Below are 26564 nucleotides of genomic sequence, written 5' to 3' on the forward strand. Positions count from 1 at the left end.
TAGCATCTAGCAGCTAATTTGGGACTTATCCACAGCTTGGGCGTTGGCGCTGTTCCACAGTGTGGGATTCTTAGATTTCCCGTGTCGGGGATATTTTGCGTGGTCGCAAGGTGATTTCGGTAAATGACATGGATAAGATTTACGTGGAAGGAACCCCAAGCTGCTTGCTTGGTGGTGGCGTCACAGCCTGGGACCCCTAATCCCTGTTGTGGAGACAGGATTAAACGGTATCAGTGCGGCGGCGACTCGCCCAAATGGGGCACGCCGTGTGCCGCCACCCCTTCCAATCTCGTGTAGGCGTCCGACCTGCACGAAGAATGGAATCAACATGGCAGTTATCAAGATCACTCATGGCGTGGCTGTGGGTGCCGTGGTGGCCAGTGCTCTCGCATTGGCGGCGTGCGGTGACAAATCCGAGGCCAGTTCCGGCATCCAACAACTGGGTTCTGCGGCACACATCAGTGGGCAGGGGCCGGGATGGAACGGCGAGAAGTTCGAAGGCGATATCGACGTCTCAGCTGGTCCGGTGTGCAGCGTGGCCAATGGTGGACGGGTACTGGTGTTCCACGTGAATGCAAGCGCAGACAAGGGTGCGATTCCGACATCAACCTGGCGTTTACAGACGGGGAACGTCCAGCCGGTTGCGAATGGAAATTTCGACCTTGGCAGCCTCGGAGGTCCGTTGATGGGGTCGCTGGTGGACAACAGCCACGCCTGGGGCGATATCGCCTTCTACGTGCCTGCGAAAACCGTGGCTACCCAAGTCCAGCTTTTCGGTAAGCCGGAGGCATACAGCAGCGCTCCAGGTGCACAGCTTGCCGCCTGGTCCACTATGGACAATGTCGAAGCATCGGCCATGTGCTCGGCCTCGTTGCAATCGGCAGTTCAATCAGCGTTGCAATCAGCAGCCAGTAACTCTTACCGGTAACTGATTGTCGGAGAGCCCCTTTCGATACGGCAATGGGGAAGTTAGCCGTTTCGGAAGGGGTTTTTCCATCTCATGAAGATGCCAGAAAGCGAAGCGCAACGCGGAGCCAAGTATCAACGTGTTGGCTGCCGGGAGTGGATTCGTCCGGGCATCTGCGTGCAGGCGGCTAGGCGGGGAGTTGGACCAACGGAAGCTCCACTGAGGGGCTATGTGTTGCTCCCCGCTTAGCCGACCGCCTCAAAGTTTAGCCTTCGCAGGCCAGACCGTCTCCGTCTCGGTCCAGCTTGGCCGAGTAGCCCGGTGCACCGCGCGGAATGTTGTACTTACCATCCGCATGAGCTTCTTTGCAGCTGGCGTACGGCGGATCGGCCAGCGCCACCGGCACTACCCCCACCGGCAGCGATAACGCCACCATTGCCGCCGCAAGGACCGCGCCCCGTGGATACCGGCATGACGAGATTGCGACCATGTTTGCCCCCGCTTCTGTGAAGTGACTGTGAGACACAGAAGCTACCAAGATCACCACCGGTTTAGAGGCGGATTCGCATACCCATGTTTGGCCACGTCAAGCACCCTAACCAGCGGCGACAGCCAGGAACGCTCCACGCATCGGGTGCCGACAAGGGAGTCACTGTTGCCGACACCCTGAGTGCTGCTACCCGTCCTGTTCTGCCAGCACCCGGTACACCGTCGCACGGCTGACACCTACCGCCTTGGCAATCGTGGTGGCCGACTCTCCCGAGGCGTGCATACGGGCCGCTAACGCTGCCTGCTCGGCGCTGAGGGACTTGGGTCGGCCAACATGCAGACCCCGCGCTTTACGGGCCTCACGCGCCGCTGTGCGCCGTTCTTTACCCAGCTCTAGCTCCAATTCCGCGAGACTGGCGAGGACTCCGGCGATCATGCGCCCCGTAGCGTTGCCGGTGTCGATGCCCTCGCGCAGTGACCTAAGCACGATGCCGTGTTGGCCTAGTTCCCTGATGGTGGACATGACTTCCGAGGCGTTGCGTCCGAGCCGGTCGATACCGACGACCACGATCACATCCCCCGTGCGCGCCTTGTCGAGCAAGCCAGCTAGACCGGGGCGTTGTTCCCTTGTGGACATGCCGGATTGCTTGTCGCTGTAGATGCGGGCCGGATCAACCCCGGCAGCGGTCAGTGCGTCCTCTTGTTGATCCAAGCTCTGATGCCCAGTGGACACACGGGCATACCCGAACAACCAACCCGTCGCGGTCGCCGGTTCCGCAGTCGGAGCCAGGGTGCTTGTCGCGGTGCTGTTCGTCGCCATACCGAAAGCGTCTCATAAGTCGCAAAACTATGTCAATACAAGACTTTCGTTTTGATACAACTTTTGAGAAAATTGACCAGCACGTTTAGAGCCGTCGAACGGTCCCGGCTCCCTTCCGGCGCGAGTGTCCGTTTCTAAAGAATTGAGACAGGCGGGCCAGTACAGAGGATCATCCAACTAATCGTGGCGTCGTGACTACGCTGCTGTGATGTCTATCGGCGATGTTGGCGGCGGTCCCGAAACCAGGCGACAGCAACGGTGGCGTCCAGAGTGCATCGAAACGGTAGCCCCTCTGGTCGATGCACATGTGAAGGAATGGGCACGGACTGCCCCGTACCGTCAGGTCGGCGAGTTGCGCACATGGCGTAAGGGATTTCGCCTCGTGGACACAAACCCGCTGTATCACGGACGCGGAGAGCCAGTCACCGCCGCCAACCTGGCGCGATACAAGGTGGTGCTGTCCTTCGAGATCGACGACCCGGTGTTCGCTCTGTGTGAGACGCATAAGACGGCACGCTCGACCTGCTCCCTAACTGAGGCTCGCCGGGTACCCGCGAAGGAATGGTGTCCCGGCTGTGCCAGTTGCCCGATGTAACCCCTGGGGGTTACCCCGGAACCTCGGTCAAGACACGCCACGCTGCGCTCACGCCTGAACAACAACGAACCGCCCACCACGTTGGCCCGTGAGTACGGCATCAGCCGCCAAACGGTCTACAACTACAAAACCCAACCCGCCTGACCTGCCCCGGTTCCCTTGCAGGGCAGTGGCCTATCTCCACATCGCCAAAGGGTGCTCATACTGTGAGCCCCCTCGCTGCTCGACGTTGCTCTACTCGTCCTCAAGTTCACAGGCTCGACAACACCGCGTCTCAACCTCGGTCCATTCGGCACCTGCGGGCTGCTCAATTTCGTCCGTTACGGTGCGCTTCTGAATGCGAGCACCACGCTTGCACAGCTCACCCGTGTCTTGCCAAGCGGTTACCAAGACCAAACCTCCCGTTCTTAACGGCGCATCTTGAGATCCTAAGTCAGGGGCCCGACGATTTTGGTCCGTTTGTTTGATTCCCGGTACGTGCGCAACACGTCACTGTTCGACTGCCTGGGGGACACCCCAAAGCCGCTCACGCCCTGACACTTCTGCCTATCCGGGCCTCTCTCCCCGACCCGAAAACAGTCCACACACTTTCAATTTCAATTCAAGTGGATTGCGTGAAGTGTTATGCCTTTTCGATGCTGTCTTTTCTATATCCGCTAGAAGGGAGGACAGGACTGACAGTATGTGTTTCCTTTGCTGTCCGTGTTTGTTGGTAGTCCCGTGTTTGGGGTATGGCAGCTGTGACAGATTAGCGCGCCTGAACGTGCTTCTATTTTCGTCTTCTTAGATTCGTCTTCTACATAGTCTTCTATGTGGTCCCGATTCTCCCCCACATGCTGGTCCCATTTCTCCACCACCCCTGGCCCGTTTTCTCTACCACTGGCCGGTGGCATATCTCCACCACCCCGCGTAACCGGTGGCCCCATTTCTCGGCCACCGCTAGGCGACGTTTCATCCATGAACTCGCGGATTTCCTCATCTGTCAGCCGACGCGCCCGATGCACCAGGTACGCCGAATGGTCATCGCGCACCGCGAGCCATCTAGCAGCCACCAGCGACTCCACACCTCGCGTGACCGTCTTACGATCCATCCCCAGATTCTGTGCCAACGACCGGATAGATACGCGCCACGTGATCTCGTCGTTAGACAGCAGATCCAGCATCACCGCTTTGCCGACTGCAGTCACTGTCCTATCGCGGGCGAACTCATTAGACACCGGGACATATTTACCGGGTATGCCGCCGATCTTGCGCAGCGGACTAAGGCCAGGCCGACGCTTAGTTACCGTATCCATTTCGACAGAACTGTTCACTATCAGACCCCTCCTTCGTTAACTTGCTGCGCGTAAATACGTAGCAGCCATATCCACGATGCTCGCCACACGTGACGGCTGACCGTTAATCGTGAATAACACCGTCAGCTTGTTGATCTGCCCACCGGACAGTGGCGGTGCTTGCGCCACCGACTTCGCCACCAGATCCGCATATTGATAAACCATCTAAACCCCGAATCGAACCTATAACTCGCCCCCGCTCCATCCAGCGGGAACTACCCACCCCAAACGTTAAAGCCAACCCACTTGATGCAGGTCAGACACCAAAACTGGCCCACAGCCCTAACCGGGCCAGCCAGAACCTCCCCCGATACACGCTTAAATAAGCGGCTAGCTACTTTGGTTTTAAGACACCAAATGAGGGCACACGGATAGCGTGAGCCCCACTAAGTGCCAATATTCGGTACCAGGCCAATTCGGCGGCGAAACGCACACCCACTCGGTATAAACATCACAAGCGCCCGAGTCTCCCCGGATTCATGATCAGCCCAGCTGTAAACAAACAATATTCGGTACCAGTCATGACTTGACGGCGAAACGCACGTCCACCCGGTTCATACTCACGGATACCCCAACGCCCCACACCGAAAGGTGGACGCCCTCAGACCTTGGAGACGGGGATACTTCGTTGGTGACTAGCTGTAGGTCTCTGTTCGAACAGTCAAAACCCTACTCAAACACATGAGCGAAAACAAGACATTCACCCCACCCGGCGCGTCACCCATCTGAACTGGACAAATAGCACAGTTCTAATCGACGAAATGACAGGTCGTACACCGAGCCCATCTTCGGCAGCGTCGCAGGCGATAGAGCCAAGGTCAAACGGGCAGACGGCCAGGTGAATCCGCAGTTGGTGATAGCTGCCCGCACTCGGTCGCGCGATTCCTGTAGCGCCGCATCCGGCAGGCCAACAAGGTGCACACCCGGCAGCCCAGCGCTGATGTCGGCTTCAATCTCAACGGTCTGTCCGGTCACCGCTTTCACCGCCACGGAATACGCTCTGCCCAAGGCCATCTCAGCTCACCCCGTGAATATGCGTGATCTCCGGCACGTATCCGCGCAATCGGACCTCGATGACGTCGATCCGGATCGCTGCCCAGGATCCGCGCTGCGCCGCCAACCACAGCCCGGCAAGTCTGCGCAACCGACGCAACTTGACGGCGGTCACCGCCTCGGCGGGTGTCCCGAAAGCCGAACCGGTCCTGGTCTTTACCTCGACGAAGACCACCGCTTCGCCATCTACCGCGATGATGTCGATTTCTCCGTAACGACACCGCCAATTGCGAACAAGGATGCCGTATCCGTCCGATGCCAGGTGCTGGACGGCTAGATCCTCACCGCGTGTCCCGATCTGGGATCGATTCAGAGAATGTGTCATGAGCCCACCATCGCTACGGGCACCGACGTCAATGCACTGCCGAGCTATGCCTATCGATAGTTATCCACAAACCGGCATTCATCCACAAGCAAACTAAAGAGCACCACTAGTTCCACATCTTGACCGGATGAACTACCGGTGCAACCTTGCCTATCGCGCCCGAAGCAGGCGCGGGCAGATCTTTCGAGTTAGGAGCTGACTTGATCTCGATATCGTCGGTGGCAGAACACACAGCTTTACTTGCCTTCGACGGCTCACAGTGCACCGTAGATGCCGACACCGTTGCACTCGGCGAATCCAGAAGCACCCCGGCGGCCACCAGCGCCGTCACAACCATTGCCCGCAGCAGCAAAGTACTCATTAGCAGAGACTAGACATACTCACGAGTTCCGCAACTCGAAGAGGGACCGACTCGCTACCAGGGATGCGGGTTCAACTAGCGCGGTTCCGGCAGGCGCGACGCTACTGCTGCCAGCGACCAGTGGGTGCCCACTAACGCCGGATGATCTTGACGGGTAACCCGCCCTTCAGACCCATGGACATTCGGTACTGATGCCGGGGCTGGTAACCGGCGGGAAGTTCGAAACGATAGCGCTGGTAGGCGCTTGCGATGGTGAGCACCGCCTCGATGTACGCCATGCGCATACCGAGGCATAGCCGCTGGCCTCGCCCGAACGGGATAAATGCCCGGAGGTCGGCCTCGTTGTTCAAGAACCGGTCCGGGTTGTATCGATCCGGTTCGGGCCAGAATCGCGGATCTCGTTGCATCGCAAGGGAGGAATACAGGATCGTTGTCCCTGCCGCGATCCGGAATCCACCCATTTCGTCGTCGACCAGCGCCGTCTTGGGGTTGATGACCAACCCGCCTTGGAGGCGCTGGGCCTCGTCGAAGCATGCGCGTGCCAGCGGCAGACTCGCCATATCGGCCACCGTCACAGGTTTTCCACCCAATGCATCGACTTCGTCGATGAGCCGTCGTTCGATCTCGGGATGGCCGGACACCAAGGCGAAGGTCCATGCCAACGCAGCCGCCGTGGTCTCATGACCTCCAACAATCATTCCGGCGATTTCGACGGCGATCTTGTCGTTTTCCAGCGGTGTGCCGTCGTCATACTTCGCGTCGATGAGCAGGTTGAGGATGTCCGTGCGCTCCGTGGGATGGCGACGGCGCATCTCGATGAGCTGATCGGCACCGCCCATGATCATCTCCAGCATCGAATCCATGCGCCGCTGAAATGGCCGGGGAATCCACGACGGTAACGAATACATGGCAACACGGGCCGTCGTCGCGAGCATCCCAAAGCTAATCGCGTTCTTCGTGACTGATGCTTCCAACATGCGCGAAGACAAGTACTCGTCGAACATCGCATTGAACAACACGATCAATGCCAGCTTGCGGGTTTTCTCTTCGATATCGATATGGCCGTCCCCGCCGCCGGCCGCCGGCGCCCAACTTTCCACCTGTTCGGTTACCGACTCGGTGAACAAGTCCCCAAGTTCGGCGAGGTTCTTCTGGGTGAAGCTCGGCCGGTAAAGGGACCGGCCCCGTTGCCACTCTTGGTCATCGGCGAACGCGAAGAAGTTGTGGCCAAGTTTCGGCGGCACCATCTGCTTGGCGACCATGTCCGACCGCCGGTACCGGTCCGGGTTCTTCACCAGTACGTGATCGATCCAGTCCGGATGACTGATGTACACCGTCTTCACGAACGGTGTTGGGACCGAGACGATATCGCCGAACTTCTTGGTCAGCTCCAGCGGGTAGCGCCACGGGTCGCGGATCAGTCGCGCCAGAGCGTTTGCACCGCCGATACCTGAGGGGCCCGGCGGGACGGGCAGATTGCCCACATCGACGGGACTGACAATCATCGAATTCATGCTGCCGATACCTCCCGCGACGGCCGCCGATGCTGGGTATGCATTGTCCTGCTTGCCGTCTCGCGAATCTGTCGTAGCTCGGGTATCTGCAGCAGCAGATACGTCGCCAACACCGAGGTCGCCATCACCGCGACCGCCGCGATCCAGGTCACCGGAGCCGGGGCTGAAGACTGCACGGCCTGGTACGCGGGCCAGCTCACGCCGACGATGTACCCGATGGTGGTCGCCGGAATCAGAAGAAGCAGGAGCCAGAGCCGGGCGCCCTTGAGGTATCTCGCTGCGTAGAAGATGACGATGCCGTACACAGGCAGCAGCGTGGTGTTCTGCACGATGGAGTACAGCGGAATCCCTCCGACGCGGGTCGGGTTGTCACCGTAATAGGAAATGACTCCCGTGAAATGCCAAACCATCTCGATCACGATCTCCGGAATGCCGACGTATACCGCCGAGAGCATGAAGATGTCACGCAGGGATCGGCCTTGCTGGATATAGCGATAGGCGATGTACCCGCCGATCGCGACGTACGAGGACGCACCAACGAGAATCCACGCCGGCATGCGCCGGCCCATCACGGTGTAGCCGAACCATGGAGTGTCATTGGCGTAGACGATCGATCCCACCAGATCCCCCAACGGCTCGATATTGGCGGCGATCAACCCCGCCCCCAGCAGCACTAGCGGAAGCATCTCCTTGTGCTTCAAGAGTTTCCACACCGCCCAGATCAAGGCCGCGACGGCTCCCCCGTACGCCAGCGCAATCGAAACCCAAGCAACGACCTGATTCGCATGAAGCTCCGGTGCGACCGGCATGCCGCCCTCCCCGGGAAGTAGTACGCCCGATGCACTAAAAACCCAGGTCGAAGCTTTTTCAATCAATATCATGTTACTATCGTTATCAATTGAGTCACATTAGTCAATACCCAAACTGTCGGCATGGCCCCGCAGCCGACCGGAGGGGGGTGGGATCATCGAGCACATGCCCGATACCGGTGCGATGAATTGGCCAGACGTCGTTGCCGCGGCAATCGCTGAGGACCCGTCCGACCTCCCGGCCTCGGATATCCGAATCCTCGAGGCAACGGTCGAAGTGCTCGGAATCTGCGGAGAGCAACGACTGACCGTCGATATGGTCGCCGAGCGCGCACATCTGTCGCGGATGACGGTCTTCCGCCGCTTTGGTTCCAAACAGAACTTGATCGACATCGCCTACCGTCGTGAGATCACCAAGGCCCTCCGTGACATCACCGGATACGCGGAGAAGACCGACACGTCCGTGCGCCGGGCCACCGCGGTGGCCACCCGAATGGTCGATAGCGCTTCGAAAATTCCTGCTCTGCAATGGATTATCCGCGCCGAACCGCAGGAGATCGTCCGGATGTGGCGCGACCTGGAACCACCCGGCCAAGAGCTCGGGCGCGCATTCATCTCCACGCTGCTACAGGATTCCCAGCTCCAGGACCCGCTGCCCGCTCCCGACGCAGATTTTGTGGCAGACGTCCTTATCCGAACGGTGATGTCGCTGGTGCTGGTCCCGGATCCCGCCTACCAGAAGGCCCGTCCCGTCGAGGTAGAGCAATACATCCGGCGGGTGGTCGAGCATCTACTGGGCACGCCCCGTCGACAGCACTAGCGCGGTGCGCCGCTCTCGAGGCGGTCAAGCAGCGATTCGAGTGCCTCTTCGAACTCCGTTGCGCCGTGGTCTTCACTGAGTTGCTTCTGCATCCGCCGCAGGTTCGGGTAGTTCGACAGGCTCTGCAGGGTCTTCTCCGGCAGTTCATCCTCGACTGGGCTCAGCGAGGCTCCGCGTGCAGACACCTCCAGCAATAGTTGGCCAAGCAGGAAGGTGGTGTACGCCCGGTAGGCGGTGACGGCGGTGCGGTCGTCGAAGCCATACGAGATCAGGGTGTCCAAGAAGGTTTCCATCCACTTCATGCTTCGCAACGGTGGGCGAACCCACGGCGCCTCCGGCGGCCGCGTTGCCAATGTCGGGAACAGATGCGGATGCTCGATGGCGATGGCCCGCACCCCATGCGCGAGCCTGACGAGATAGTCCTGCCACCCGTCTTCCTGCCGCCGGGCAGCAAGCTGGTCGTCGTAGAGCTTTTCGACGAGGTGATCGACAACTCCGCCGAGCAGATCCTGGCGGCCGTGCACATGGCGGTACAGAGCCATCGCTTCGACTCCGCATGCCGCGCCGAGCCGCCGCATCGTCAGTTGATCCAACCCCTCCTGATCCACCAACGCGATCGCGGTATCGAGGATCTCGGCGCGGGTCAGCGAGCGCGGCTTGCGACCCTCGGCGCTACCGGCGCCTGCTCGGTTTTCCGTCTCGTCCATATGCGTCCGTCACTCCCACCGTACATATCTGGGCTCAGGCCATGACGGCACTCCCGTGGCGGCTTCGCCGTCCACAAGAAGGTACCTCCGTCGGCTAAACCCCTGACCAGCACCGGTTTGTTTACAGAGTAGTTTACGTAGTACGCAACTCTGCTACGGTGGATTCTGTTGCCTCATCACGAGGCGGCGTAAGCGGTTTCACCGCACACGCACTGAAAAGGAGCGACATATGAGCGATGACAACAGGGACAGCGGTATCGAGGCCGGCATCAAGGGCGTCGTCGAGGATGTCAAGGGCAAGGCCAAGGAGGCCTTCGGCAAGCTCACGGACGACGAGTCGCTGGAGCGCGAAGGCCAGGCACAGCAGGACAAGGCCGAGGCTCAGCGCGAGGTAGCCGCCAAGGAAGCCGCGGCAGAAAAGGCCCGCGCCGAGGCTGCCGTGCATCAGGCTCGCGAAGACGCCGAGAAGTAGCGCAGATCGTCACAGCAGCCCGCCCCCACTCCAACGAGAATCAGGAAACCACAAATGATTTCACCTATGGCCGCTGATGTTGCGGCAGCCCACCTTGGCTTTGGCATCGGCTGGATCGGATGGATCGTCATCGGCGGGATCGCCGGATGGGTGGCCAGCAAGATCATGGGCACCGACGGCCAGCAAGGGCTCCTGCTCAACATCGTGGTGGGCATCGTGGGCGGGCTGCTGGGCGGATTCCTGCTGAACCTGCTCGACGTCGGCACCTACGGTTTCGGCTGGGTTCTGACATTCGTCACCGCGTTGGCGGGCGCATGCATTCTCTTGTTTCTCGTGCGCCTCGTCAGCGGTCGGCGATGAGTAACAGGAAGTTCCGCCAGTCCACAACAGAAGGGGCCCTAGTGATTCCGTCCATATCGAAGAAGCTCGCAGTGACCGTCGGCACCATCGCAGCGATATCGCTGGCGGGCTGTTCCAGCGTGATCAACCAGGGTGGCGACACCACATGCAAGGAATTCCTCACTCAGGACGAGGGCACGCAGAACGAGGCCGTCACCAAGATGCTGAAGGACGAGAACCAACAGGACCCCAGCGGTCTGCAGACGATGGCGGCACGGAACTCCTCTGCCGTCTATTGCAAGACGCTGGGCAACGAGAACAGCAAGATCAAAGAAGCCCCACACGTTTAGGGAGCATCAGATGAAAATACGAACAGCCAAGTCTGCCAAGGTATTTGCCGGATGTGTTATCGTGCTCGGCACAGCACTCGCCGGATGCGGCACCAGCACCGACGGCGGACAGACAAGTACCAGTACGACGACGACCACCACAACAACCACCACGACCACCCCGGTGCCCAGCAGCGCACCCGAAGGCACCCCGGCGCCCGGCCCGACCGGTAGCGGCGGTCCCGAGGGCGGATCCGGTGCGATCCCCGGCGGCCCGACCGGAGGCGGCGGACCCGAAGGCGGCAGTGGCAGCATCCCGGGTGGTCCTACCGGCGGCGGCGGACCCGAAGGCGGCGGGGGCAACATCCCCGGCGTGGGCGGCGGTCACGGTGGCCCCGGCGGCGGGGCGGGCTGTGTCGACAACGTAGGTTGCGTCAGCATCCCGTAAGCCACATCCGGAGCTGCGTCTACCGTGACTTACTCCGGTAGGCGCAGCTCAGGCTTATCGACCTCTTCGATGTTGACGTCCTTGAAGGTGATTACCCGCACATGCTTGACGAAGCGCGCGGGTCGGAAGAGGTCCCACACCCAGGCATCGGAGAGTCGCAGTTCGAAGTAGACCTCGGACTCGGTATTCCGCGGAATCACCTCGACGCTGTTGGCCAGGTAGAATCTTCGCTCGGTCTCCACCACGTAGCTGAACTGCCCGACGATGTCCTTGTACTCGCGATACAGCGAGAGTTCCATCTCGGTTTCGTATTTTTCGAGGTCTTCAGCACTCATAGGCTTCCCATTATCCCCCCTGTGAACTCCCCAACGCCGCATTGCGGACATTGACGAACGACTGTCGATGCTGAGCAGACGGTCCCAGCCGGTGCAACGCCTCGGTATGGACGGCCGTGCTGTACCCCTTGTGCACCGCGAATCCGTACCCGGGGTGGTCCGAATCCATCGCCACCATCACCCTGTCCCGGCTCACCTTAGCCAGCACGCTGGCCGCCGCGATGCATGCCGCGGAGGCGTCACCACCGATTACCGGCAGGGACGGCACCGGCAACCCCGGTACCCGGAATCCGTCCGTCAACACATATCCAGGCTTGACGCCCAGGCCTGCCACCGCCCGGCGCATTCCTTCGATATTGGCCACATGCACACCGATGCGGTCCACCTCTTCAGCGGGCACCGACACCACGTGGTACGCCTCGGCGTACCGGCAGATCAGCGGAAACAGCGTCTCGCGCATCTTTTCGGAGAGCTTCTTCGAGTCATCGAGCGCGGCAAGGCTTTTCCGCTGATTAGAACCAAGCACACAGGCGGCGATCACCAACGGTCCCGCACACGCCCCACGCCCGGCCTCGTCGACTCCGGCGACCGGGCCTAAACCGACTCTGTCGAGCGTCAATTCGAGGGTTCGCAGTCCGGAGGCCTTGCGAATCACCGTGCGTGGCGGCCAGCTGGTCATACCGTGAAACTAGTTTTGGGGGTTCACCGATGAGACGCCGCCCCACCGCGCGGGGGGCCACGCGATGAATCGCGCCTTGCCGATGACGTTATCCACCGGCACCGTTCCGATATTCGGGTCGCCGGTGCAGTAGACCTTGCGCTCGATCTCGACATCGGGTCCGGCGTCGCGGTCGCGGCTCTGGCAGTGCGCACGCGAGTCACCGCTATGCGTGCGGTTGTCCCCCATCATCCACAGCTTGCCCTCCGGCACCTTGACCGGACCGAACGGGAAACCCCAGCACCCATCGGTGTTGGGACCGATGGTCTCCGGATCGAGGTAGGGCTCGTTCAGCTTCTTCCCGTCCACGGTCAGGCCGGTGTTCGGACGGCATTCCACGTTCTGCCCGCCGGTCGCAATGACACGTTTCACCAGGTCGTTCTCGTCCGGGGGCACCACGCCGATGAAGGACAGTGTGTTCTGCACGTACCGGGTCGCGGTGTTCGACGACCGGATCGACCGGTAGTTGCCGTTCCACTCGGGCGGACCCTTGAACACGACCACGTCGCCGGGGGTCGGATCGGATAACCGGAACACGATCTTGTCGACCATGATCCGATCGCCGGTGCAACCGCGGCATCCGTGCAGGGTCGGTTCCATCGACTCCGAAGGAATGAGATACGGCCGAGCAATGAAGTTCTGCGTGACGCAGTACAGCACCAGGGCGATCAACAGTAGAACGCCGACCTCTTTGAGCATCCCGGATCCACTGCCTTCGTCGTCGGACGACGATGCTGCGGATGACGTCTCAGCGGCTGGTTCGGCTTCGGAAGTGTCGGCGGGGGGCTGCGCGGATGTCTCGGATGACTCCGATTCGCCCGATACCGGTGCTGTCACGAAAGCGCCGACTCGGTCAGCGCTTCTCCTTGATCTTGGCCTTCTTACCGCGCAGCTCGCGCAGGTAGTACAGCTTGGCGCGACGGACCGCACCACGGGTGACGATCTCGATGTGGTCGATGTTCGGCGAGTGCACCGGGAAGGTGCGCTCAACGCCGACTCCGTAGCTCTCCTTGCGGACGGTGAAGGTGGCACCCACGCCACCACCCGTGCGACGCAGCACGGCGCCCTTGAAGACCTGGACGCGCTCCTTGGAGCCCTCGATCACCTTGACGTGCACATTGACGGTGTCGCCGGGACGGAAGTCAGGCACGTCCTGGCGCAACGACGCCTGATCGACAAAGTCCAGCGTGTTCATCGGTGTACTTCCCTCTTGGTCTCTCGACTTAAGTCGCGCGGCCGGGTCGCATAAGGAAATGCACCTCGGCCGATCAATGTTGCTTAAGTTCTGTCTGGGTCTGCCGAACGGCGGCAGACAGCTCGCTAATTGTGCCAGACACAGCCCCTTGCAGTGAAATCGCCTCCCACGGGGATCCCCGTGGGAGGCTCCAGTCAGCGGGTATGTGGCCGTACTAGTAAGCTACCGTGACCGGCACACCTGCCACATCGGTAACAAATCCAGAGACTGACCGCAGAGGGGGTCCACGTCATGCGCGGCCAGTTCCTGTTTGCGAGCCTCACGCTCGCCTCAGTAGCCGCGCTGAGCTCTGGATGTATGGCATCGGTACGCAGTGATCCAGCCACACCGGTGTTGGCAGTCGTGAGCGCTCCGGCCGAACCACCGCCCGTATTCGCGGTGGAGAGCCCCTCATCCTTCGAGGCCCTGCCCGAGCGCACCACCGCAGCGACCACGCAGGCTCGGAATGCCGGCGCAACGCTGACCGCGGTGATCAAGGACCGCGCCTCCGGCGCCATCGTGTCCAACGGAAACAACAGCACCATCGCCATCGCCTCGGTGGCGAAGCTGTTCATCGCCGACGATCTGCTGATGCGGGAATCGACCGGCGAGGTCACCCTCACGCCCGCGGACCGCGCCTCCTTCGACAGGATGCTGCAGTCCTCCGATGACAGCGCTGCGGAGATCTTCTGGCAACGCGGTGGCGGCAATTCGATCATCACCCGGGTCGCCGCGCGGTACGGCCTGGGCTCCACCAGGGTGCCCTCCGACGGGATGTGGTGGAACACCATCAGCACCGCGAATGACCTGGTGCAGTACTACGACATGCTGCTCTCCGGTGCGGGCGGATTGCCTCCCGAGCGCGCGAACATCATTGTCGACGACCTGGCCCGCTCGACGCCGAACGGTATCGACGGCTACCCACAGCGTTTCGGGATTCCGGACGGCATTCCCGGTGAACCCGTCGCTGTGAAGCAGGGCTGGATGTGCTGTGTGGGATCGGCGTGGATGCACCTTTCGACCGGTATGGTGGGCCCCGATCGGCGATTCATCGTGGTGGTGTCATCACTGCAGACCGCCAACGACGTCACAGCGCGCAACACGCTAACTCAGGCTGTCTCCACCATGTTCCCCGGCGGACGGATCGAGGCCGAGTAAGTCCGGGCGCCGCTCGGCAGTACGCCGACGCGACTGTTCGGCCCGCCACGCCGCCACCTTGGCGTGATCACCCGATAGCAGCACCGGCGGGACGTCAATCCCCCGCCAGCTCGGCGGTCTGGTGTACGACGGCCCCTCCAGCAGGCTCTCCCGTCCCGCAGAGTGTGAATCATCAACGGCGGAAAGCTCATTGCCCAGCACACCCGGAACCAATCGCAATACCGATTCGATGATCACCAGGGCGGCGGCCTCGCCGCCGTTGAGCACGTAGTCACCAATCGACACCTCGCGCACCCGCATCCGGGTCGCGGCATCATCGGCGACCCGTTGGTCGATGCCCTCGTACCGCCCGCACGCGATCACGAGATGATCCTCGGTGGACCACTGTCGGGCGGTCTCCTGCGTGAACGGATATCCGGCGGGCGTCGGGACCACCAAAAGTGTTTCCGGCGTGCAGATCTCGTCCAGAGCCTCGCCCCAGACCGTCGGCTTCATCACCATGCCGGGCCCGCCGCCGTACGGCGAATCGTCGACCGACTTGTGCACATCGCGCGTCCAGCGCCGCAGATCATGCACCGCGACATCGACCAGTCCGGCATCAATGGCCCGGCCCGGCAACGACTGCCGCACTGGCTGCAGGTAGTCGGGGAAGATCGTGACGATATCGATTTTCACGCCACGATCCTCACAACAGTTCCAGCAGTCCCTCGGGCGGATCAATCTCGATCACCTTGTCCGCCAGCGAGATCGACGTGACGATCGCGGAGACGAACGGCACCAGAAGCTCGCCGTGCTTGTCCCCGTTCCGGGACTTCACCGCAAGCAATTCGCCGCCCGGGGTGTGCAGTACCTCAGAAACAGTTCCGATAACGGTCCCGTCCTGAGTACGCACCGTGAGGCCTTCAAGCTGATGGTCGTAGAACTCGTCGGGATCGTCAATTGGGGGCAGATCGACGGTGTCCACGGTGAAAAGGGTGCCTCGCAGCGCATCTGCGGCATCACGATCAGATACTCCGGCGAATCTGACCAGCAGCCGCCCGCTGTGCTCGCGCACTGATTCGATGACGAACTCGCGAGTGCCACCACCGCGCAGCCGACCACTCAGTACCGAACCGACGGAGAAACGCCCGTCTGGATCGTCGGTACGGATCTCGACCGACAGCTCGCCGGTGACACCGTGCGCCTTGGCGATACGCCCGATCACAAGCTCCATCGGAGCTACCGGTCGGTATCCACCACGTCGACGCGGATCCCGCGGCCGCCGACGCCCGCGACAAGCGTGCGCAATGCGGTGGCGGTGCGCCCACCCCGGCCGATCACCTTGCCGAGATCATCGGGATGGACGTGCACCTCCACGGTGCGGCCGCGCCGGTTCGTCACCAGGTCAACGCGGACATCGTCGGGGTTATCGACGATTCCCCGCACCAGATGCTCAACGGCATCGACCACGACAGAACTCATCTGTGGTCCTATTCGCTTGCGGCGTCAGTGGATTCAGCAGGAGCCTCCGCGGCTTCCGCGGGAGCCTCGGCCTCAGCGGTTTCCTCAGCCTTCTTGGGGGCCTTCTTCTTTTTCTGCTGGATGGCCTCGCTGGTGGGGGCGCCGTCGGCCGCGGCCAGGGCGGCGTTGAACAGGTCCAGCTTGCTGGTCTTGGGCTCCTTGACCTTCAGGGTGCCCTCTGCGCCGGGCAGACCCTTGAACTTCTGCCAGTCGCCGGTGATCTTCAGCAGGGCCAGCACGGGATCGGTCGGCTGCGCGCCAACAGACAGCCAGTGCTGCGCGCGCTCGGAATCGATCTCGATCAGGCTTGGCTCTTCCTTCGGGTGGTACCGGCCGATCACCTCGATGGCGCGGCCTTCCCGGCGGGTACGCGCGTCAGCGATCGTGATGCGGTACTGCGGGTTGCGGATCTTCCCGAGACGGGCGAGCTTGATCTTGACAGCCATGAGCTACTGCTTCTCCTTGAGGTATCACGCGGCAATTCGGCGATGCGTGCGGAATGCACGATCCGGTTTTGCCTCGCGTGGGTCTGACCGCCGACGGCTGGAACCGCGTGACGGACGGTTCGCCATTCTGCCAGAACGGGGCCTACCAGGCCAAATCGCGTCGACACGCCGCATAGCGGCGGGTTCGTATCGCATCTGTCCACCACAACACGGCGTGTCGACGGCGTCAGGCGGTCGACGAGGTCAGACCAACCGGTTGAAGCATTTCGTCTCGACGCGTCGCGTGAGCCGCCAGCCATGGCGTGTCCGCACCACCGCGTCGTCGTACCAAAGCCCCAGGAAGAGCACCTGTTCGGTGTCGCCGCCCGGCACCATCGGGTTAAAGCAGAGGCTGCGCACGGTTGCCGAGCTTCGTTCCTCATCATCGAATCGGATCGAGATGTTTCCGAGCATGTGCGCGTACATCGGGAAGGCCGGCAGCACCTCCGCCAACCACGCTTTGACGTCCGGATACTCCCCATCGACGCCACCCATCGCGCGATAGTCGATGTACGCGTCGTTTGTGAACACCTCGTCCAGGTCATCAAACTCGCGGGTGTCGATGGCGGTCGCATAGTCGACCAGCAGCTGTTGGATCTGCAGGCGATCGGAAACTTCGTCGAGGGTCCACGCGGATGTCATAGCTTGTGAGCATGCCCACTCGGACCGCAATCATTGCGCAATTCGTCCCGAACTCGCCGCTGTGTCAGCATCTGGGAATCGCCCTTACCGAAGTCGGCAACGACCGCGCGGTGCTCACCATGCCGTTCAGACCCGAGCTTGTGACGCTGGGCCAGACGGTGCACGGCGGCGCGATCGCCACCCTCGCCGATACCGCGGCCATGGCGGCCGCCTGGGCCGATGACGTGGTGCCCGAGAAGCCGGGCGGATCCACCGCATCCCTCACCGTCGACTATGTGGCTCCCGCCAACGCCAGCGACCTGACAGCGGTCGGCCAGGTGATTCGTCGCGGAAAGCGGCTGTGCGCCTGCGAGATCACGGTGAGCGACGCAGGTGGCCAGGTCATTGCCAAGGCGCTGGCCACCTACAGCTTCGCTTAGGCCGCGCCGGCCTCGTCGCGGGCCAACAGTTCCCGTACACGCGGAATAACTTCGGTGCCGTACAGCTCGACGTTCTGCATGCCCAGCCCGGGTTGCGAGGCCTGGTACACCAGACCGAACCGGTCGGCACCCAGACCGCGAATGGTTTTGGCCATCTTGGCCGCCACGGTGTCGGGCGAACCGACATACAGCGAGCCGGACTTCACCTCGGCCAGGTACTCCTCGTACCGCGGGGGCTGCCAGCCACGCTCACGCCCGATCGTGGTGCGCAGTTCCCGGAACCCCGGCCAATACTGCGCGATCGCATCCTCGTCGGATTCGGCGATATGCCCCGGACTGTGAATCCCCAGCGGCATCGCTTCGGTGACCCCAAGCTCGCGTTGGGCGCGACGGTAGAGATCCACGTAGGGCTCGAACCGCATGGGGTTGCCGCCGATGATCGCCAAGATCATCGGTATGCCGTACCGCACGCTGCGTACCACCGATTGCGGCGAGCCGCCCACCCCTACCCACGCACGCAGGCCATCGGCAGTTTTCGGGAACACATCCACGCCGTCCAACGAGGAACGCAGCTTCCCCGACCACGTCACCGGATCCCCTGGCAGCAGTTTGGCCAAGAGATCGAACTTCTCCTCGAAGAGTTCGTCGTAGTCGGCGAGGTCGTATCCGAACAGCGGAAAGGAATCCGTGAACGAGCCCCGACCGAGCACCACCTCGGCGCGACCATTGGAGATTCCGTCGAGAGTCGCGAACCGCTGATACACCCGCACCGGGTCGTCGGTGCTGAGCACCGTCACGGCGGTTGCAAGTGTGATCCGCTCGGTGCGGGCGGCGATCGCGGCCAGCATCATCTCCGGGGACTCCCCCACGAATTCGGTGCGGTGATGCTCCCCGATGGCGAAGATGTCGACGCCAACCTGGTCGGCGCGCACCCCTTCCTCCACCACGGCACGGATCGCTTCCGGATTGGTCATCCCGGCGGGGATATCGGCGAAGGTGTCCAAACCAAACTGCACTTGATTCGTCATGACTGCATAAACGGACCGCAGTCCGGTTATGTTCCCCATGTCCGCCGCGCTAGTCTCGGAGCCAATGTCTTCCCTGCCGCCATCCCTTCGCCACCGCGTATTCGTGGTGCTCAGCGCCCTGTTTTTCACCCTCGCGGTCCCTGATGTCGCCCACGCGGATACAGCGGCGCCACCGCCCGAGGGGCCGGCGCAGGCGTGGTTGGTGGCGGATCTGGACTCCGGCCAAATCCTCGCCGCCCGCGAGCCCTACGCCTCGCACGCCCCCGCGAGCACCATCAAGGTGCTGTTGGCGCTGACGGCGCTCGACGAGCTGCCCCTGGATGCCGCGGTCGTCGCCGACCCCGCCGACGCGAAGGCCGAGTGCAACTGTGTCGGCATCAAGGCAGGACAGACGTACACCACGCACGATCTGCTGGAGGGCGCGCTGCTCGAGTCCGGCAACGACGCCGCCAACACGTTGGCACACATGCTGGGCGGTCGTGAGGCGGCCGCCGAGAAGATGAACGCGAAGGCGGCGGCGCTCGGTGCTACCGGAACGCACACCGCCTCCCCCTCCGGACTGGACGCGCCGGGTATGGACATGCGCACCACCCCGCGCGATTTGGCCGTGATTTTCCGTGCGGCACTGGCCAATCCGGTGTTCGCGGAGATCACCCGGCAGCCGGCCGCCGATTTCCCCGGCCGCGTGCTGCACAACCAGAACGAGCTGCTGTACCGCTATCCCGGCGTGCTCGGCGGTAAGACCGGCTTCACCGATATCGCCCGCAAGACCTATGTCGTGGCCGCCGAGCGGGACGGCAAGCGGCTGGTCGTCGTGATGATGTATGGCCTGGTACGCGAGGGCGGCCCCACCTACTGGGATCACGCCGCGAGCCTGTTCGACTGGGGCTTCGTCAATGACGGTCAGGTCGGCGTCGGCTCGCTTTAAACCTTGGAGTTGAGTACCTGGGTCACCGTCTCGGAGGTGCGTACCCGACACATAGCGATGGCCAGCGAGACGGCATCCTTGGCAGAGAGCTGAGCGACGACGCTGCCTTCGGCAGCGGCTTCCTGGACGGCGGCCAGCTTGCCTGCCTCATCCATGGTGTTGAACTCGGCGCAAACCGTCTCGGCCCGGGCAATCGCGGTCGGTGCGACCATCACCAGACCCAGGCCCGCCACCAACGCCATAGCAAAACGCATGACGGCGACTCTATCGAACCTGGCCGCGTAGCACGATGAGGTCCGGCCGCGACAGCACATCCGGCCCGGTGCGCGGGTCCTCGCGGTAGCCGATCAGATCGGCGGGTGCACCGTGCTCCAGGCCGCGATGGCCCAGCCATTCGCGGGCCCGCCAGGATGCGGCACCCAACGCGTCGGTGGGACTCATACCGACGCGCGTCAGGGCCGCTACTTCATCGGCGATGCGACCGTGCGCAATCCCTCCGCCGGCATCGGTGCCCGCGTAGATCGGGATTCCGGCATCGTGGGCGTTGCCGAAGGTCGTGTGCAGGCCCGCGTACAGGTCACGCATGTGTTGGGCGTAGACCGGGTACTTCGCCGCGGAATCGGCGATTCCTGGGAAGTTCTCGATGTTGATGACGGTCGGCACTAGGGCCGTGCCGTGCTCGACCATCAGCGCGACAGTGTCATCGGTCAGCCCGGTGCCATGCTCGATGCAATCGATCCCGGCGCGAATCAGACCCGGTAGCGCGTCCTCGCCGAAGACATGCGCGGTGACACGGGCACCGTTGGCGTGCGCGGCGTCGATGGCCCGCGTGAGTATCTCGTCCGACCACAGCGGCGCCAGGTCGCCGACGGAACGGTCGATCCAGTCCCCTACCAGTTTCACCCAACCGTCGCCCCAACTCGCCTGCAGCGCTACGGCCTCCGGGAGCTGCGATTCGTCCTCGATATCGATGGGCAATCCGGGGATGTATCGCTTGGGTTTGGCCAGATGCCGGCCCGCACGGATGATCCGCGGCAGGTCTTCTCGCTCATCGAAGCCGCGGGTGTCCACCGGGGATCCGGCGTCACGCAATAGCAGTGCGCCCACCCCGCGCTCGGCCTCGGCCTGCGCGACCGCTTCCTCCAGCGAGGTCGGGCCGTGCGGACCGACCCCGACGTGGCAGTGCGCGTCGACAAGCCCCGGAAGCAGCCAGCCGCCCCACCCGTCGGCACCGAAGATGGTGTCGGCGCCCGCGATCGGTTCCAGACTGATGACGCCGTCATGTACCCACAGATCGATGGGTTCTTCCGACGGGAGTGTCAGTCCCCTGAGATGCAGCGGGGGCACGTCACGATCAATTCTTCGGGAACTTCAGCTTCGAGATGTCGATATCGGCCAGGCCGGGCGGTAGTTCGCCCAGTCCCTCGGGCATCGCAGAGAGGTCGGGAAATCCTGGGGGCATCCCCGCCATACCCGGAGGCATACCCGGGAGGCCGCCCCGAATCTTCGGCTGTGTTGGACCCCGTGAGCCCTTCTTGCCCTTTTTGGTGTTCTTGCCGCCCTTGCGGTTGCTCTTGCGGTTGAGGGCGCCCATGCCCATGCGGCCCGCCATCGAGGCCATCATCTTGCGCGCCTCGAAGAATCGGTCGACAAGCTGATTGACCTCCGAGACCGCAACTCCGGAACCGTTGGCGATCCGCAGCCGCCGGGAGGCGTTGATGATCTTCGGGTCGGCCCGCTCGATGGGGGTCATGCCGCGGATGATCGCCTGCACCCGGTCGAGCTGCTTGTCGTCGACGGCAGCCAGCGCGTCCTTCATCTGGCCGGCACCGGGCAGCATGCCCAGCAAGTTGCCGATGGGCCCCATCTTGCGGATCGCGAGCATCTGCTCCAGGAAGTCCTCGAGCGTCAGCTCTCCCGAGGTGATCTTCTCGGCCGCAGCCAGGGACTGTTCGGCATCGAAATGCTGTTCGGCCTGCTCGATGAGGGACAGTAGGTCGCCCATCCCCAGGATGCGGCTCGCCATCCGATCGGGATGGAAGACATCGAAGTCCTCCAACTTTTCGCCGGTCGACGCGAACAGGATCGGGGTGCCGGTGATCTCGCGCACCGAGAGCGCGGCGCCACCGCGGGCATCGCCGTCGAGCTTGGTGAGGACCACACCTGTGAAACCGACGCCCGCGCGGAAGGCCTCGGCGGTACTCACCGCGTCCTGACCGATCATGGCGTCGAGAACGAACAGCACCTCATCGGGGTCGACGGCATCACGAATGCGGGCCGCCTGGTCCATCAGTTCGGTATCGATACCGAGACGACCGGCGGTGTCGACGAGCACCACGTCGAAATGCTGAGCCTTGGCATGCGCCAGACCGTCTCGGGCCACCGCGACGGGATCGCCGATCAGCGAGCCGACCTCCAGGCCACCATCCGCGGTCCCCGGGTGCGGGGCGTACACCTGGACCCCGGCACGCTCACCCACCACCTGAAGCTGGTTGACGGCGCCTGGGCGTTGTAGGTCGCAGGCCACCAGCAGCGGCGTATGCCCTTGTCCCTTAAGCCATTTAGCGAGCTTTCCGGCGAGCGTCGTCTTACCGGCACCTTGCAGACCGGCAAGCATGACGACGGTCGGCGGAGTCTTCGCGAAGGCCAGCTGGCGAGTTTCCCCGCCGAGGATGCCGACGAGCTCCTCGTTGACGATCTTCACTACCTGCTGCGCCGGGTTCAGCGCGCCGGAGACCTCGGCCCCCTTGGCGCGGTCCTTGATGCGGCCGATGAAGGTACGCACGACGGGCAGCGCGACATCGGCTTCCAGCAGGGCCAGTCGGATGGTCCGGCAGGTCGCGTCGATGTCGGCGTCGGACAGTCGGCCCTTGCCCCGCAAGTCGGCAAGGGCATCGGTCAACCGGTCAGACAGCGATTCAAACACGTTGATCAGCCTAGCTGGCGGGAATATCGGCACTGTCTAACCGCCGACACGCCGCATAGCGGCGGGTTCGTATCGCACGTGTCCGCCACAAGGCGGCGTGTCGACACAGCGACCTAGCTCGCGGCCTTCTTCGGCTGGGGTGCGGTCGCCGGGAGTACCGAGGCGATGGCCGCCTCCAGCACGGCCTGCTCGGGACCGGTGCTGAGGCAGAAGGTGTCGACCACCGAAGAGCCGAGGGTGTTGACCTTGGCCCACGCGATATCCACCCCGTGCCGTTCCAGGGTTGCGGTGATGCGTGCCAGCAGCCCCAGCGCATCGGAGGTGCGGATCTCCACGATCTGCAGATCGGCGTTCCCGGCGGGCTCGAACCATCGGATGCGTGGTGGTGCGGGCGCGTAGTTGGTGGGGACCGCGGGAGTCGAATCCCCGACGAGGCCCGTTCCGAACTGCGCGGCCTCACGTTCACGTTCATCAAGCGCCGCGATGATGTCAGTATCCCCGTCGAGCGCCGAGATCAACTGCTGGCGCAGCAGCCCGGCCGCCGGAGGTGTTCCGAACCGCGGCGACACCTCGAAGGTGTTGATGGCCGATCCGGCATGGCTGGCCACCGAGGCAGAGAACACTCGCAACGAGTTCAATGACAGCACCCCGGCAGCCTTCGAGAGCAGCCCCCGTTGATCGGGCGCGATCATGCTGACGATGTACATATGGGGCGACCCGGCAGGCACCAGCCGTACCTGAACGCTTCCGTCGGTGGCCAACGAAAGCAGTTCCGGGTCAATCGGATCGGGTTCGGGCAGCTGCTCGCCGCGCATCACCATCCGGCATTTGCGCACCAGCTCGCCGATCAGCGATGCCTTCCAGTCACCCCACACCCCCGGGCCGGTGGCCAGCGAATCCGCCTCGGCAAGCTGCTGTAGCAGCTCGAGCAGAAGCAGGTCACCACCGAGCGTATTGACCACGGCGTCAATGGTTTCCGGGTCCGCCAGGTCACGCCGCGTCGCGGTGTTGGGCAGCAGCAGGTGATAGCGCACGATCTTCGACAGCAGCTCCACATCAGAGGGCCACAATCCCAACCGGGTGCCGATCTGTACGGCCAGGTCCGCACCGACCACGCTGTGGTCACCGCCGCGGCCCTTACCGATGTCGTGCACCAGCGCGCCGAGAACCAGCAGATCAGGACGGGAGACCCTGGTGGTGAAGGCGCTCGCCTGAGCCACCGTCTCGACCAGATGCCGGTCGACGGTCCAGATGTGCACGATGTCCCGCGGCGGCAGGTCTCGCACCGCACCCCACTCAGGGAAAAGTCTGCCCCACAATCCGGTTCGATCCAGCGCCTCGATGGTGGCCACCGCAGGACGACCGGCCTCCAGGAGCACCAGCAGATCCTTGAGCGCCTCTCGCGGCCACGGTGTGCGGAGCTCGGGAGCCGATTCGGCGAGGCGACCTAGCGTGGACGCGGAGATCGGCAGACCGGAGGTCGCCGACGCCGCCGCCACTCGCAGAACCAGCGAGGGGTCGCGTTCCGGGCGAGCATCTCGGGCCAGCACCACCTCCCCGGCATGTTCCACCACACCCTCGTCGATGGGACGCCGGACGGTGCGCCGCAAGACTGAAATACCCCGTCGAGGAATCGAATTAGCAGCAGTGCGCAGCCCTACGTCCACCGCGTAACTAATGGTGCGCGCCGCATCGGATAGCAGCCGGGCCAGGTCGAACCGATCGCCGACGCGCAGCGCCGCGCCGATCTCATCGGCGAACTGGGCCAGCAGCTGATCCCGTTCCCGCCCGGCGACACGATGCAGTTCGGTGCGGACATCCAGGATGACGGTATGTGCGCCGTCGAATGACTTCTCGAGTCCACTATCGGTGAGCTGGGCAATGGCCAACGCGCGCAACAGCTGTACATCACGCAGGCCGCCGCGACCGGACTTCAGGTCGGGTTCGGCACGGTGTGCGATCTCGCCGCTGCGCCGCCACCGCGCCTGGGTGTAGTCGACCAGTTCGTCGAGCCGGGTCCGGATCTGCGAACGCCACTGCTGCCGCACCCCGCCGATTAGCAGGCTCGACAACTGGGCATCGCCGGCGATATGCCGGGCATCCAGCAGCGACAACGCGGCTGACATCTCCTCGCTGGCGACGTGCAAGGTCCCGGCCACGGTACGAACACTGTGATCGAGCCGAATATTGGCGTCCCACAATGGATACCACAATCCGTCCGCGACCTCGCTAAGAGTGTCCGACGTTATGTCCTCGTCGTGCAGCAGCACCAGATCCAGATCCGAGTACGGCAGCATCTCACGCCGACCCAAGCCACCAAGTGCCACGATGGCAAATCCACTGGAGTCGGTGATACCGACCTCGGCGGCCTTGGCGGTCAGCCACAGCTCATTGAGGTCGGACATCGCCTCGCGAATCGCGCCCGCGCTAAGCCGAGCACTATCACCGAGCAGCTGCGCCCTAGCGGCCACGAGGTCCGTTGCGGCGCCCATGTGATTACCGTCCTATGCGGTTAAAGGGCATCGGCGCCCCGCTCGCCGGTGCGCACCCGCACCACCGAGTCCACGGGGCTCACCCATACCTTGCCGTCGCCGATCTTGCCGGTGCGTGCGGCGGTCACGATGACCTCCACCACCTTGTCGACGGCGCTATCGTCCACCACCACCTCGACGCGAACCTTCGGCACAAAATCCACCGAGTACTCAGCGCCGCGGTACACCTCGGTGTGACCCTTCTGCCGGCCGTAGCCCTGCACCTCGCTGACCGTCATGCCGAGGATGCCTGCCTGTTCCAGACCAGTCTTGACATCTTCCAGCGTGAACGGCTTGACGATCGCGGTGACCAGCTTCATGTCCCTCATTCCTCCCTGCCGCTGGTGTGGCGGCCGATAACCGAGCCACTTCCCAGTGCGACAAAGTCGTATGCGCCTTCAGCGTGTTGGGATTCATCGGCGCCAGCCGCCTCTCCCTCGTCGCTGATGCGCAGGCCAATGGTGTACTTCACGATAAAGGCAACGATAGTCGTGCCTATCGCCGAATAGAGTAGAACCGCCCCGGCACCAACGCCTTGGCGCCACAACTGTTCTAGTCCTCCGCCGTAGAACAAGCCGGCGACCCCCGCACCCGTCTCGGGCGCGGCGAACAATCCGATGAGCAACGTGCCGACGATGCCGCCGACCAGATGCACGCCCACCACGTCCAGGGAATCGTCGAATCCCAACCGGTACTTGAGCCCGACGGCCAACGCGCACAGAATGCCCGCGATGGTTCCAATGGCAAGGGCGCCAAGAACATTCACCGAAGAACAGGACGGGGTGATGGCTACCAGGCCAGCGACTATGCCCGACGCCGCACCCAACGAGGTGGCGTGCCCATCACGGACACGTTCGGTGAGCAGCCAGGCGAGCATCGCGGCCGCGGTGGCCACGGTGGTGGTGACGAAGGTTGAGCCTGCCAAACCGTTGGAGCTGGTGGCCGATCCGGCGTTGAACCCGTACCAACCGAACCACAGCAGCCCGGCACCCAGCATCACGAACGGCAGATTATGCGGCCGCATCGGAGTCCCGGGCCAACCCCGGCGCTTACCCAGGATAAGGGCGAGCACCAAGCCCGCGGTACCGGCATTGATATGCACCGCGGTACCGCCGGCGAAGTCGATTGCCTTGAGCTGGTTAGCGATCCATCCGCCCTTCTCCGCAGAGGCACCGTCGAACGCGAACACCCAGTGCGCGACCGGGAAGTAGACCACCGTGACCCACAACCCCGAGAACAGCAGCCAGGACCCGAACTTCAACCGATCCGCCACCGCACCCGAGATCAGAGCCACCGTGATGATCGCGAACATCAACTGGAACGCCACAAACACCGTCG

33 protein-coding genes and 2 pseudogenes are annotated in these 26564 nt (G+C 63.0%); 11 read left to right on the forward strand and 24 right to left on the reverse strand.

Going from position 1 to position 26564, the window contains the following annotated elements; all coding sequences use genetic code 11:
• The first annotated feature begins 328 nt into the window (after window positions 1–328).
• Window positions 329–928 carry a hypothetical protein gene (locus AB0H22_RS16760; protein WP_358147372.1) on the forward strand — a complete coding sequence of 200 codons (600 nt, stop codon included), beginning with the start codon at window positions 329–331 and terminating at the stop codon, window positions 926–928.
• A 244-nt stretch (window positions 929–1172) separates the two neighbouring features.
• Here AB0H22_RS16760 and AB0H22_RS16765 read toward each other — a convergent pair whose 3' ends face one another.
• A complete protein-coding gene (locus AB0H22_RS16765; protein WP_358147374.1) occupies window positions 1173–1397 on the reverse strand; it encodes an excalibur calcium-binding domain-containing protein in 225 nt (74 codons plus the stop codon).
• A gap of 186 nt (window positions 1398–1583) precedes the next feature.
• Entirely contained in the window at window positions 1584–2147 is a 564-nt protein-coding gene (locus AB0H22_RS16770) for a recombinase family protein (protein WP_358147510.1), read from the reverse strand.
• A gap of 277 nt (window positions 2148–2424) precedes the next feature.
• Between AB0H22_RS16770 and AB0H22_RS16775 the strand changes: the two genes are divergently transcribed.
• Both AB0H22_RS16775 and AB0H22_RS16780 read left to right on the forward strand, forming a co-directional pair.
• Window positions 2425–2811, forward strand: a complete 387-nt coding sequence (locus AB0H22_RS16775; RefSeq protein WP_358147376.1) for a hypothetical protein — start codon at window positions 2425–2427, stop codon at window positions 2809–2811.
• 3 nt (window positions 2812–2814) lie between these two features.
• Window positions 2815–2955, forward strand: a complete 141-nt coding sequence (locus AB0H22_RS16780; protein ID WP_358147512.1) for a helix-turn-helix domain-containing protein — start codon at window positions 2815–2817, stop codon at window positions 2953–2955.
• Between the two features lie 1952 nt (window positions 2956–4907).
• Here AB0H22_RS16780 and AB0H22_RS16785 read toward each other — a convergent pair.
• The 5 genes and pseudogenes from AB0H22_RS16785 to AB0H22_RS16805 all read right to left on the reverse strand — a co-directional run.
• Window positions 4908–5159 (reverse strand): annotated as a pseudogene (locus AB0H22_RS16785) (magnesium chelatase domain-containing protein); the annotation flags it as partial.
• Window position 5160: 1 nt separating this feature from the next.
• On the reverse strand, window positions 5161–5523 hold the full coding sequence (locus AB0H22_RS16790) for a YraN family protein (protein ID WP_180748101.1): 363 nt from the start codon (window positions 5521–5523) through the stop codon (window positions 5161–5163).
• Window positions 5524–5629: 106 nt separating this feature from the next.
• Entirely contained in the window at window positions 5630–5869 is a 240-nt protein-coding gene (locus AB0H22_RS16795) for a hypothetical protein (RefSeq protein ID WP_180749639.1), read from the reverse strand.
• Window positions 5870–6015: 146 nt separating this feature from the next.
• A complete protein-coding gene (locus AB0H22_RS16800) occupies window positions 6016–7389 on the reverse strand; it encodes a cytochrome P450 (protein WP_358147378.1) in 1374 nt (457 codons plus the stop codon).
• 5 nt (window positions 7390–7394) lie between these two features.
• Window positions 7395–8207, reverse strand: a complete 813-nt coding sequence (locus AB0H22_RS16805; protein ID WP_358147382.1) for a hypothetical protein — start codon at window positions 8205–8207, stop codon at window positions 7395–7397.
• Between the two features lie 166 nt (window positions 8208–8373).
• Here AB0H22_RS16805 and AB0H22_RS16810 point away from each other — a divergent pair, with 166 nt between their 5' ends.
• A complete protein-coding gene (locus tag AB0H22_RS16810; protein WP_180748103.1) occupies window positions 8374–9027 on the forward strand; it encodes a TetR/AcrR family transcriptional regulator in 654 nt (217 codons plus the stop codon).
• Here AB0H22_RS16810 and AB0H22_RS16815 read toward each other — a convergent pair.
• Entirely contained in the window at window positions 9024–9734 is a 711-nt protein-coding gene (locus AB0H22_RS16815; protein ID WP_180748104.1) for a TetR/AcrR family transcriptional regulator C-terminal domain-containing protein, read from the reverse strand. The genes AB0H22_RS16810 and AB0H22_RS16815 overlap by 4 nt on opposite strands.
• 229 nt (window positions 9735–9963) lie before the next feature.
• Between AB0H22_RS16815 and AB0H22_RS16820 the strand changes: the two genes are divergently transcribed.
• Genes AB0H22_RS16820 through AB0H22_RS16835 form a run of 4 tightly spaced genes read left to right on the forward strand, consistent with a single transcriptional unit; the run spans window position 9964 to window position 11322 of the window.
• On the forward strand, window positions 9964–10206 hold the full coding sequence (locus tag AB0H22_RS16820) for a CsbD family protein (protein WP_180748105.1): 243 nt from the start codon (window positions 9964–9966) through the stop codon (window positions 10204–10206).
• 54 nt (window positions 10207–10260) lie between these two features.
• On the forward strand, window positions 10261–10566 hold the full coding sequence (locus tag AB0H22_RS16825; RefSeq protein ID WP_078287540.1) for a GlsB/YeaQ/YmgE family stress response membrane protein: 306 nt from the start codon (window positions 10261–10263) through the stop codon (window positions 10564–10566).
• Window positions 10567–10607: 41 nt separating this feature from the next.
• Complete coding sequence (locus tag AB0H22_RS16830) at window positions 10608–10895, forward strand: hypothetical protein (RefSeq protein ID WP_358147385.1); 288 nt, start codon at window positions 10608–10610, stop codon at window positions 10893–10895.
• A 10-nt stretch (window positions 10896–10905) separates the two neighbouring features.
• On the forward strand, window positions 10906–11322 hold the full coding sequence (locus AB0H22_RS16835) for a hypothetical protein (RefSeq protein WP_358147387.1): 417 nt from the start codon (window positions 10906–10908) through the stop codon (window positions 11320–11322).
• Between the two features lie 29 nt (window positions 11323–11351).
• On the opposite strand, the gene AB0H22_RS16840 is transcribed toward AB0H22_RS16835, so the two are convergent.
• The 4 genes from AB0H22_RS16840 to rplS are packed head-to-tail and all read right to left on the reverse strand — an operon-like array spanning window position 11352 to window position 13570.
• Window positions 11352–11657: a DUF2469 domain-containing protein gene (locus AB0H22_RS16840; RefSeq protein WP_180748108.1), complete on the reverse strand. Its 306-nt coding sequence runs from the start codon at window positions 11655–11657 to the stop codon at window positions 11352–11354.
• Window positions 11658–11667: 10 nt separating this feature from the next.
• Window positions 11668–12336: a ribonuclease HII gene (locus AB0H22_RS16845; protein ID WP_358147390.1), complete on the reverse strand. Its 669-nt coding sequence runs from the start codon at window positions 12334–12336 to the stop codon at window positions 11668–11670.
• Between the two features lie 9 nt (window positions 12337–12345).
• Window positions 12346–13212, reverse strand: coding sequence for a signal peptidase I (gene lepB / locus AB0H22_RS16850; protein WP_358147392.1), 867 nt, complete (start codon window positions 13210–13212; stop codon window positions 12346–12348).
• A gap of 16 nt (window positions 13213–13228) precedes the next feature.
• Window positions 13229–13570 carry a 50S ribosomal protein L19 gene (gene rplS / locus AB0H22_RS16855; protein WP_180748111.1) on the reverse strand — a complete coding sequence of 114 codons (342 nt, stop codon included), beginning with the start codon at window positions 13568–13570 and terminating at the stop codon, window positions 13229–13231.
• Between the two features lie 291 nt (window positions 13571–13861).
• On the opposite strand from rplS, the gene AB0H22_RS16860 reads away from it, so the two are divergent.
• Window positions 13862–14767 carry a hypothetical protein gene (locus tag AB0H22_RS16860; RefSeq protein ID WP_358147394.1) on the forward strand — a complete coding sequence of 302 codons (906 nt, stop codon included), beginning with the start codon at window positions 13862–13864 and terminating at the stop codon, window positions 14765–14767.
• Here AB0H22_RS16860 and trmD read toward each other — a convergent pair.
• The 5 genes from trmD to AB0H22_RS16885 all read right to left on the reverse strand — a co-directional run bounded on the left by trmD (window position 14714) and on the right by AB0H22_RS16885 (window position 17394).
• Window positions 14714–15442, reverse strand: a complete 729-nt coding sequence (gene trmD, locus AB0H22_RS16865) for a tRNA (guanosine(37)-N1)-methyltransferase TrmD (RefSeq protein ID WP_180748113.1) — start codon at window positions 15440–15442, stop codon at window positions 14714–14716. The genes AB0H22_RS16860 and trmD overlap by 54 nt on opposite strands.
• A 10-nt stretch (window positions 15443–15452) precedes the next feature.
• Window positions 15453–15980 carry a ribosome maturation factor RimM gene (gene rimM, locus AB0H22_RS16870; RefSeq protein WP_358147396.1) on the reverse strand — a complete coding sequence of 176 codons (528 nt, stop codon included), beginning with the start codon at window positions 15978–15980 and terminating at the stop codon, window positions 15453–15455.
• 5 nt (window positions 15981–15985) lie between these two features.
• Window positions 15986–16228, reverse strand: coding sequence for an RNA-binding protein (locus tag AB0H22_RS16875; protein WP_005081564.1), 243 nt, complete (start codon window positions 16226–16228; stop codon window positions 15986–15988).
• A gap of 8 nt (window positions 16229–16236) precedes the next feature.
• Window positions 16237–16713, reverse strand: coding sequence for a 30S ribosomal protein S16 (gene rpsP, locus AB0H22_RS16880; RefSeq protein WP_180748115.1), 477 nt, complete (start codon window positions 16711–16713; stop codon window positions 16237–16239).
• Window positions 16714–16956: 243 nt separating this feature from the next.
• The gene (locus tag AB0H22_RS16885; protein WP_180748116.1) at window positions 16957–17394 is read right to left on the reverse strand and encodes a nuclear transport factor 2 family protein; all 438 of its coding nucleotides are present in this window, start codon (window positions 17392–17394) and stop codon (window positions 16957–16959) included.
• Window positions 17395–17405: 11 nt separating this feature from the next.
• On the opposite strand from AB0H22_RS16885, the gene AB0H22_RS16890 reads away from it, so the two are divergent.
• Window positions 17406–17813: a PaaI family thioesterase gene (locus AB0H22_RS16890; RefSeq protein WP_358147441.1), complete on the forward strand. Its 408-nt coding sequence runs from the start codon at window positions 17406–17408 to the stop codon at window positions 17811–17813.
• Here the strand turns inward: AB0H22_RS16890 and AB0H22_RS16895 are convergent.
• On the reverse strand, window positions 17810–18829 hold the full coding sequence (locus tag AB0H22_RS16895) for an LLM class flavin-dependent oxidoreductase (protein WP_358147515.1): 1020 nt from the start codon (window positions 18827–18829) through the stop codon (window positions 17810–17812). The two genes, AB0H22_RS16890 and AB0H22_RS16895, sit on opposite strands and share 4 nt — an antisense overlap.
• A 76-nt stretch (window positions 18830–18905) precedes the next feature.
• On the opposite strand from AB0H22_RS16895, the gene AB0H22_RS16900 reads away from it, so the two are divergent.
• A complete protein-coding gene (locus AB0H22_RS16900) occupies window positions 18906–19769 on the forward strand; it encodes a D-alanyl-D-alanine carboxypeptidase family protein (protein ID WP_358147443.1) in 864 nt (287 codons plus the stop codon).
• Here AB0H22_RS16900 and AB0H22_RS16905 read toward each other — a convergent pair.
• From AB0H22_RS16905 to AB0H22_RS16930, 6 genes and pseudogenes are all read right to left on the reverse strand, one after another.
• Complete coding sequence (locus AB0H22_RS16905) at window positions 19766–20023, reverse strand: hypothetical protein (RefSeq protein ID WP_358147446.1); 258 nt, start codon at window positions 20021–20023, stop codon at window positions 19766–19768. The genes AB0H22_RS16900 and AB0H22_RS16905 overlap by 4 nt on opposite strands.
• A gap of 10 nt (window positions 20024–20033) precedes the next feature.
• On the reverse strand, window positions 20034–21116 hold the full coding sequence (locus tag AB0H22_RS16910; RefSeq protein ID WP_358147448.1) for an amidohydrolase family protein: 1083 nt from the start codon (window positions 21114–21116) through the stop codon (window positions 20034–20036).
• A 7-nt stretch (window positions 21117–21123) separates the two neighbouring features.
• Window positions 21124–22695: a signal recognition particle protein gene (gene ffh, locus AB0H22_RS16915; RefSeq protein WP_180748121.1), complete on the reverse strand. Its 1572-nt coding sequence runs from the start codon at window positions 22693–22695 to the stop codon at window positions 21124–21126.
• Between the two features lie 113 nt (window positions 22696–22808).
• Complete coding sequence (locus tag AB0H22_RS16920; protein ID WP_180748122.1) at window positions 22809–25187, reverse strand: [protein-PII] uridylyltransferase; 2379 nt, start codon at window positions 25185–25187, stop codon at window positions 22809–22811.
• Window positions 25188–25207: 20 nt separating this feature from the next.
• Entirely contained in the window at window positions 25208–25546 is a 339-nt protein-coding gene (locus AB0H22_RS16925) for a P-II family nitrogen regulator (protein ID WP_005056967.1), read from the reverse strand.
• Window positions 25547–25573: 27 nt separating this feature from the next.
• A pseudogene (locus AB0H22_RS16930) lies at window positions 25574–26564 on the reverse strand (ammonium transporter); the annotation flags it as partial.

The organism is Mycobacterium sp. NPDC050853 (genome assembly GCF_040653875.1).
GTDB lineage: Bacteria > Actinomycetota > Actinomycetes > Mycobacteriales > Mycobacteriaceae > Mycobacterium.

What these genes read in the sequence shown, in the direction of transcription:
- AB0H22_RS16890 (WP_358147441.1), top strand. Translation starts at nt 17,406, where the DNA reads ATGCCCACTCGGACCGCAATCATTGCGCAATTCGTCCCGAACTCGCCG.
- AB0H22_RS16840 (WP_180748108.1), bottom strand. Translation starts at nt 11,657, where the DNA reads ATGAGTGCTGAAGACCTCGAAAAATACGAAACCGAGATGGAACTCTCG.
- AB0H22_RS16790 (WP_180748101.1), bottom strand. Translation starts at nt 5,523, where the DNA reads ATGACACATTCTCTGAATCGATCCCAGATCGGGACACGCGGTGAGGAT.
- AB0H22_RS16815 (WP_180748104.1), bottom strand. Translation starts at nt 9,734, where the DNA reads ATGGACGAGACGGAAAACCGAGCAGGCGCCGGTAGCGCCGAGGGTCGC.
- AB0H22_RS16860 (WP_358147394.1), top strand. Translation starts at nt 13,862, where the DNA reads ATGCGCGGCCAGTTCCTGTTTGCGAGCCTCACGCTCGCCTCAGTAGCC.
- AB0H22_RS16920 (WP_180748122.1), bottom strand. Translation starts at nt 25,187, where the DNA reads ATGGGCGCCGCAACGGACCTCGTGGCCGCTAGGGCGCAGCTGCTCGGT.
- AB0H22_RS16820 (WP_180748105.1), top strand. Translation starts at nt 9,964, where the DNA reads ATGAGCGATGACAACAGGGACAGCGGTATCGAGGCCGGCATCAAGGGC.
- AB0H22_RS16765 (WP_358147374.1), bottom strand. Translation starts at nt 1,397, where the DNA reads ATGGTCGCAATCTCGTCATGCCGGTATCCACGGGGCGCGGTCCTTGCG.
- AB0H22_RS16800 (WP_358147378.1), bottom strand. Translation starts at nt 7,389, where the DNA reads ATGATTGTCAGTCCCGTCGATGTGGGCAATCTGCCCGTCCCGCCGGGC.
- AB0H22_RS16760 (WP_358147372.1), top strand. Translation starts at nt 329, where the DNA reads ATGGCAGTTATCAAGATCACTCATGGCGTGGCTGTGGGTGCCGTGGTG.
- AB0H22_RS16835 (WP_358147387.1), top strand. Translation starts at nt 10,906, where the DNA reads ATGAAAATACGAACAGCCAAGTCTGCCAAGGTATTTGCCGGATGTGTT.
- AB0H22_RS16805 (WP_358147382.1), bottom strand. Translation starts at nt 8,207, where the DNA reads ATGCCGGTCGCACCGGAGCTTCATGCGAATCAGGTCGTTGCTTGGGTT.
- AB0H22_RS16905 (WP_358147446.1), bottom strand. Translation starts at nt 20,023, where the DNA reads ATGCGTTTTGCTATGGCGTTGGTGGCGGGCCTGGGTCTGGTGATGGTC.
- AB0H22_RS16925 (WP_005056967.1), bottom strand. Translation starts at nt 25,546, where the DNA reads ATGAAGCTGGTCACCGCGATCGTCAAGCCGTTCACGCTGGAAGATGTC.
- AB0H22_RS16825 (WP_078287540.1), top strand. Translation starts at nt 10,261, where the DNA reads ATGATTTCACCTATGGCCGCTGATGTTGCGGCAGCCCACCTTGGCTTT.
- AB0H22_RS16810 (WP_180748103.1), top strand. Translation starts at nt 8,374, where the DNA reads ATGCCCGATACCGGTGCGATGAATTGGCCAGACGTCGTTGCCGCGGCA.
- rpsP (WP_180748115.1), bottom strand. Translation starts at nt 16,713, where the DNA reads ATGGCTGTCAAGATCAAGCTCGCCCGTCTCGGGAAGATCCGCAACCCG.
- AB0H22_RS16775 (WP_358147376.1), top strand. Translation starts at nt 2,425, where the DNA reads ATGTCTATCGGCGATGTTGGCGGCGGTCCCGAAACCAGGCGACAGCAA.
- AB0H22_RS16900 (WP_358147443.1), top strand. Translation starts at nt 18,906, where the DNA reads ATGTCTTCCCTGCCGCCATCCCTTCGCCACCGCGTATTCGTGGTGCTC.
- rimM (WP_358147396.1), bottom strand. Translation starts at nt 15,980, where the DNA reads ATGGAGCTTGTGATCGGGCGTATCGCCAAGGCGCACGGTGTCACCGGC.
- AB0H22_RS16885 (WP_180748116.1), bottom strand. Translation starts at nt 17,394, where the DNA reads ATGACATCCGCGTGGACCCTCGACGAAGTTTCCGATCGCCTGCAGATC.
- rplS (WP_180748111.1), bottom strand. Translation starts at nt 13,570, where the DNA reads ATGAACACGCTGGACTTTGTCGATCAGGCGTCGTTGCGCCAGGACGTG.
- AB0H22_RS16875 (WP_005081564.1), bottom strand. Translation starts at nt 16,228, where the DNA reads ATGAGTTCTGTCGTGGTCGATGCCGTTGAGCATCTGGTGCGGGGAATC.
- AB0H22_RS16845 (WP_358147390.1), bottom strand. Translation starts at nt 12,336, where the DNA reads ATGACCAGCTGGCCGCCACGCACGGTGATTCGCAAGGCCTCCGGACTG.